This is a genomic window from Microbacterium sp. CCH5-D1, assembly GCF_001557335.1.
Lineage (GTDB): Bacteria > Actinomycetota > Actinomycetes > Actinomycetales > Microbacteriaceae > Microbacterium > Microbacterium oxydans.
This window is the reverse complement of sequence record NZ_LSJW01000302.1, coordinates 1-5733: the sequence shown is the minus strand read 5'-3', so window position 1 is coordinate 5733 and position 5733 is coordinate 1. Positions and strand designations below refer to the sequence as shown.

The following is a 5733-nucleotide window of genomic DNA, read 5'->3' as shown; positions in this document are numbered from 1 at the left end:
CGGCGCCATGGCATACGGGATGCCGAGGTAGCGGACGATCCCCGCCTCCTCGACGCCACGAACGATGCCGGTCGACAGGGTGGCATGCGGGGAGGAGGTCATGAGCGTCATCCTAGAGTCGTCGGTCCGCGGTACGGAGAACCCGCAGCTGCACGGGGTAGGATTGGCACTCTGAACGTCCGAGTGCCAGCGGAAGGGAAGGGCGATGGTCACAGAGCGAGGGCTGCAGGTTCTCCGCGCGATCGTGCAGGACTACGTCGAGACCCACGAACCCGTCGGCAGCCGGTCGATCGTCGACAGGCATTCCTTCGGCGTCTCGGCCGCCACGATCCGAAACGACATGGCGCTGCTCGAGGATGAAGAGCTGATCACCGCTCCGCACACCTCGTCGGGAAGGGTTCCCACAGACAAGGGCTACCGCGTCTTCGTGAATCATCTCGCCCAGTTGCGCCCGCTCTCTTCGGCACAGCGCTCGGCGATCGAGTCGTTCCTGGGCGAACCGGCCGATCTCGACGACCTGATGGTGCGCACGGTGCGGGTGCTGACGCAGCTGACGGGTCAGGTCGCGCTCGCACAGTATCCGTCGTTCGCGCGTGCGCACGTGACGCATGTCGAACTGGTGGCCCTGGCACCGAACCGGCTGCTGATCGTGCTGGTCACCGATGCCGGCGGCGTGTCACAGCGGATCGCCCCCCTGCCGGAGATCATCGACGAGTCCGACCTCGCGGTGCTGCGTGCACGCCTGTCGTCGTTGATCACCGGACAGGGCATCGGTGAGGCATCCGACCGTCTTCAGCTGCTGCTCGGGGCGGAGGACAAGCCTCAGGACGCGGTGCTCCGCACGCTCGCCGGCGTCGTCGTCGACGAGCTCGGCAGCTTCCGTCAGGAACGTCTGGTGATGGCGGGGGCGGCCACCCTCGCGCGTCGGGAACAGGACTTCCGCGGCAGCATCCATCCGCTTCTCGAGGCGATCGAGGAGCAGGTGACGCTGCTGCGACTGATGAGCGAGATGGTGACCGACGAGCACGGTCTCGCGGCCAGCATCGGCACCGAGAACGCCCCCTTCGGCCTCGGTGAGGCGTCGATCGTGGCCAGCAACTACGCCGCCCCCAGCGGCACGGCGCGAGTCGGCGTGATGGGGCCGACGCGCATGGACTACCCGAGCAATCTCGCCGCAGCGCGGGCCGTGGCCCGCTACCTGTCGCGGATGCTCGACGAAGACGAGGCCGGCCGCTGACGCGGTCGCCACGAGAACACACGCAGAAAGGCGATTGTGGCGGACCACTATGAGGTTCTCGGGGTGTCCCGGGACGCTTCCACCGATGAGATCAAGAAGGCGTACCGACGCCTTGCCCGGCAGCTGCACCCGGATGTGAACCCCGGGGACGACGCTGCGGAGAAGTTCAAGCTCGTCACGCATGCGTACGACGTCCTCAGCGACGACGAGTCACGCCGGCGCTACGACATGGGCGGCGGAGACGGCGCCGCGGGGAACTTCGGCGGCTTCGGCGGTTTCGGCGACATCTTCGAGACGTTCTTCGGTGCTTCTCAAGGGGGAGGGCGCGGTGCGCGTCCGCGGTCGCGTCGGGAGCGGGGCCAGGACGCCCTCGTCCGGGTCACGCTCGACCTCGGCGACGTCGTGTTCGGGGCGCATCGGGACATCGAGGTCGACACCGCCGTGCTGTGCGAGACGTGTCAGGGGTCGTGCTGTCAGGAGGGCACCTCGCCGGTCACGTGCGACATCTGTGGCGGCTCCGGCCACGTGCAGCGTCAGGTGCGCAGCCTGCTCGGCAACGTGGTCACCTCTCAGCCCTGCGGCACCTGCGAGGGCTACGGCACGACCATCCCGTATCCCTGCGGCACCTGCGGGGGGCAGGGTCGCGTGCGTTCGCGCAGAACGGTGTCGCTCGACATCCCCGCCGGTGTCGAGACGGGGCTCCGCCTGCAGCTTCCCGGTTCCGGTGAGGTCGGCAAGGCGGGCGGACCGAACGGTGACCTGTACGTCGAGGTGACCGTCAACCCGCACGCGGCGTTCAGCCGCGAGGGAGACGACCTGCTCGCGACCCTCGAGGTGTCGATGACCGACGCGATCCTCGGTACCGAGACCAAGATCCAGGCACTCGACGGCGAGGTCGACCTCGAGATCCGTCCCGGAGTGCAGTCCGGTGACGTGCTCACGATCAAGGGACGGGGAATCACCCCGCTCCGCGGCACGCAGCGCGGCGATCTGCGGGTCGGCGTCCAGGTGCTGACCCCGACTCGGCTGGACTCCGCGCAGCGTGCGCTGATCGAGGACTTCGCGAAGAAGGCGAAGTCCCCGGAGCCCCAGCTCGCCCAGTTCCAGCAGGGACTCTTCTCCAAGCTCCGCGACCGCTTCCGCAGCCACTGATCATGGCACTGCACTTCCTCGTCGAATCGTCGACGGATGCCCGAGTCGACGACCTGGTGTCGTTGACCGGAGCCGAAGCCAAGCACGCGGCCGTCGTCCGTCGTCTTCGCGTCGGCGAGGCTGTCACCGTCGGCGACGGCGCGGGCGTGTGGCTGACCGGTGTGGCAGAGGAGGTGTCTCCCTCCCGAGTGGAGGTCCGTGTCGCGGAGCGCATCGAGCACCCCGCTCCGACGCCTCGGGTCGTTCTGGTACAGGCGCTCGCGAAAGGAGACCGCGATGAGCTCGCCGTGCAGGCGGCGTGCGAACTCGGCGTCGACGAGATCGTCCCCTGGCAGGCGAGTCGTAGCGTCTCGCGGTGGGAGGGCCCGAAGGCGGTGAAGGGACGGGAGCGCTGGGCGACGATCGTCCGCGAGGCCGCCAAGCAAGCCCACCGCGCCTGGGTGCCCGCCGTCGCATCACCCGTCTCGACGGCTCAGCTCAGGGAGCGCGCGGCCTCGCAGCGCCTCCTGCTGCTCGACCCGACGGCGCCCACGCGACTGTCGGAGATCGAGCCGGACGGACGCGACCTGGTGCTCGTGGTCGGACCGGAAGGCGGGATCTCCGACGAGGAGCTGCGTCACCTGACGGAGGCGGGGGCAGAGCGTGTGCTCCTCGGCGAGACGGTGCTCCGTACCTCGACGGCGGGCCCGGCCGCGATCGCCGTGCTGTCGGTGGCACTCGGTCGATGGTGACCCCGCCCGACCGGCACGGGACGGGCCCGAGGTCGTCGTCACGCTCCGGTCAGTAGACTTGACGGTATGACGGAACCCTCGATCTTCACGCGCATTCTGAACGGGGAGATCCCTGCCGACATCATCGGCGAGACCGACCGGCTGTTCGCGCTGCGCGACATCGCCCCGCAGGCGCCCGTGCATCTGCTCGTGGTGCCGAAGTCGGCAGAGTATCGAGATGTCGTCGAGGTCGCGGCCGCAGATCCCTCTCTGCTCGCCGAGATGGTCGCTTTCGCGGGCGAGCTCGCGGCGGAGCACACGGAGGACGGCGACTTCCGCCTCGTCTTCAACACCGGCGCGAACGCCGGACAGACCGTTTTCCACGTCCACGCGCACGTGCTGGCCGGCGGATTGACTGAGAAGAGTGTCGGTGCCTGAGAACCACGAGCCCCAGGAGCGGAGCCTGGGCGGCCGGCCTCCCGAGGCGGTCGAGAAGATTTACGCGGACGGCGTCGCCATGGTGCAGCTGCTCGGACCGCAGGACCGGCTGCTGCGGATGCTGGAGCGTGAGCACCGCGATGTGCAGGTGCTCGTCCGTGGCAACGAGATCACACTCAGCGGTGGCACCGATGCGGTCGCGAAGGCGAGGGCGCTGGTCGAGGAGCTGCTCGCCATGACGAAGGCCGGGCAGGACCTGGCACCGAGCGACGTGTCGAGTTCCGCGCGGATGCTGCGCCAGGAAGGAGGACCGCGCCCCAGCGAGGTTCTCGGCGAGGCGATCCTGACCACGCGCGGCAAGGTGATCCGTCCGAAGACCCTCGGGCAGAAGGAGTACGTGGACGCGATCGAGGAGAACACGATCGTGTTCGGCATCGGTCCGGCCGGTACGGGCAAGACCTACCTCGCGATGGCCAAGGCCGTCCAGGCGCTCCAGCGCAAGGAGGTCACCAGGATCATCCTCACGCGCCCCGCGGTCGAAGCGGGAGAGCGGCTCGGCTTCCTCCCCGGCACGCTCACCGACAAGATCGATCCATACCTCCGCCCGCTGTACGACGCTCTCAACGAGATGATGGACCCCGAGATCGTCCCTCGCCTGATGGCGACCGGCACGATCGAGGTGGCACCCCTCGCCTACATGCGCGGGCGCACCCTCAACGACTCGTTCGTCGTCCTCGACGAGGCTCAGAACACCACGCCGGAACAGATGAAGATGTTCCTCACGCGTCTCGGTTTCGGCACGCGGATGGTCGTCACGGGCGATATCACGCAGGTCGACCTTCCGCAGGGGTCGTCGGGGCTCCGCCTGGTGACCCGAGTGCTCGACGGCATCGACGACATCCATTTCTCCCGTCTCACCAGCGACGACGTGGTACGGCACTCGCTGGTCGGACGCATCGTCGACGCGTACAGCGAGTACGACGAGAAGCGCACCGCAGCGCGATTCGAGCGCGAGCAGGCGGCGGAGTTCGCCAACCGTGCCGATCGCCGGGGAGCACAACGACCTGGACCGCGTGATCGCGCCCCGAAACGAGGACTCTCATGATCGAGATCAACAACGAGTCGGCCATCGACGTCGACGAGACCGTGCTGCAGCGACTGACCGATTTCAATCTCGCGCAGCTGCACGTCAGCCCTGACGCCGAGGTGGCCATCGTCCTCGTCGACGAGGGCGCCATGGAGGCGCTTCACGTGCAGTGGATGGACGAGCCCGGCCCCACCGACGTGCTGAGCTTCCCGATGGATGAGCTACGCCCCGGTACCGAGGACCGTCCGACCGCCCCCGGCCTGCTCGGCGACATCGTGCTCTGCCCCCAGGTGGCCGAGACGCAGGCGCAGGCGGCAGGACACACCCTGATGGATGAGCTCATCCTGCTCACGACCCACGGTCTGCTCCACCTCCTCGGCTTCGATCACGCCGAGCCCGACGAGGAGCGTGAGATGTTCGGACTGCAGAAGGAGCTGATCCAGGGTTTCGCGGCTGCTGAACGCCGACGATGACTGCTGTTCTCCTCCTGATCGCCGCCGTGCTGCTGGTGGCGTTCGGCGGTCTCATGGCCGCGATCGATGCGGCGTACGGGGTGACCTCGCGTGCCGGACTCGCCGACATGGCGACCGAGGGCCGCAGGGCCAGGGCACTGGAGCGTATCGCCTCAGATCTCGACGCCCACGTGAACGCGGTGGCGTTCATCCGCGTCCTCGCAGAGGTGACGGCAGCCGTGCTCGTGACGGTCGCCTTCACCATCCTGATCGAGAACAACTGGTGGGCGATGCTCGCCGCCGCGGTGCTCATGACGGCGATCACCTTCGTGCTCGTGGGGGCGAGCCCGCGGTCGTTCGGGCGTCAGCACGCCGAGGGCATGATCCGCGGCACCGCGTCGATCGTGCGCGGGCTCCGCATCATCCTCGGCCCCCTCGCGCAAGGCCTGGTCCTGCTGGGAAACCGGGTCACCCCCGGCACGGGGCGCAGCTCCTTCACCAGCGAGGATCAGCTGCTGAGCATGGTCGACGAGGCAGCGTCGAACGATCTCATCGAAGAGGACGACCGCGACCTCATCCACTCCGTCTTCGACTTCACCGACCAGTTCGTCCGCGCCGTGATGGTGCCGCGCACCGAGATGGTGACGGTCGATGCCA

The 5733-nt window shown here is 68.2% G+C and carries 7 protein-coding genes; all 7 read left to right on the top strand.

The genetic code is table 11. From position 1 onward, the window contains the following. The first annotated feature begins 205 nt into the window (after positions 1 to 205). Complete coding sequence (gene hrcA / locus AX744_RS18005) at positions 206 to 1237, top strand: heat-inducible transcriptional repressor HrcA (protein ID WP_058631383.1); 1032 nt, start codon at positions 206 to 208, stop codon at positions 1235 to 1237. A 36-nt stretch (positions 1238 to 1273) separates the two neighbouring features. Beyond that, a complete protein-coding gene (gene dnaJ / locus AX744_RS18000) occupies positions 1274 to 2389 on the top strand; it encodes a molecular chaperone DnaJ (RefSeq protein WP_061018470.1) in 1116 nt (371 codons plus the stop codon). 2 nt (positions 2390 to 2391) lie between these two features. Continuing rightward, entirely contained in the window at positions 2392 to 3120 is a 729-nt protein-coding gene (locus AX744_RS17995; protein ID WP_061018468.1) for a 16S rRNA (uracil(1498)-N(3))-methyltransferase, read from the top strand. 66 nt (positions 3121 to 3186) lie between these two features. Further along, entirely contained in the window at positions 3187 to 3537 is a 351-nt protein-coding gene (locus tag AX744_RS17990) for an HIT domain-containing protein (RefSeq protein ID WP_046749197.1), read from the top strand. A gap of 79 nt (positions 3538 to 3616) precedes the next feature. Continuing rightward, positions 3617 to 4642 (top strand): PhoH family protein, encoded by a 1026-nt coding sequence (locus AX744_RS17985; RefSeq protein ID WP_227751189.1) that lies wholly within the window; start codon positions 3617 to 3619, stop codon positions 4640 to 4642. After that, complete coding sequence (gene ybeY / locus AX744_RS17980; RefSeq protein ID WP_017202321.1) at positions 4639 to 5097, top strand: rRNA maturation RNase YbeY; 459 nt, start codon at positions 4639 to 4641, stop codon at positions 5095 to 5097. Before AX744_RS17985 ends, ybeY begins: the two co-directional genes overlap by 4 nt. After that, positions 5094 to 5733 (top strand): CNNM domain-containing protein (locus AX744_RS17975; RefSeq protein WP_157543651.1); only part of this gene is annotated, 640 nt, incomplete at its 3' end. The genes ybeY and AX744_RS17975, both read left to right, overlap by 4 nt.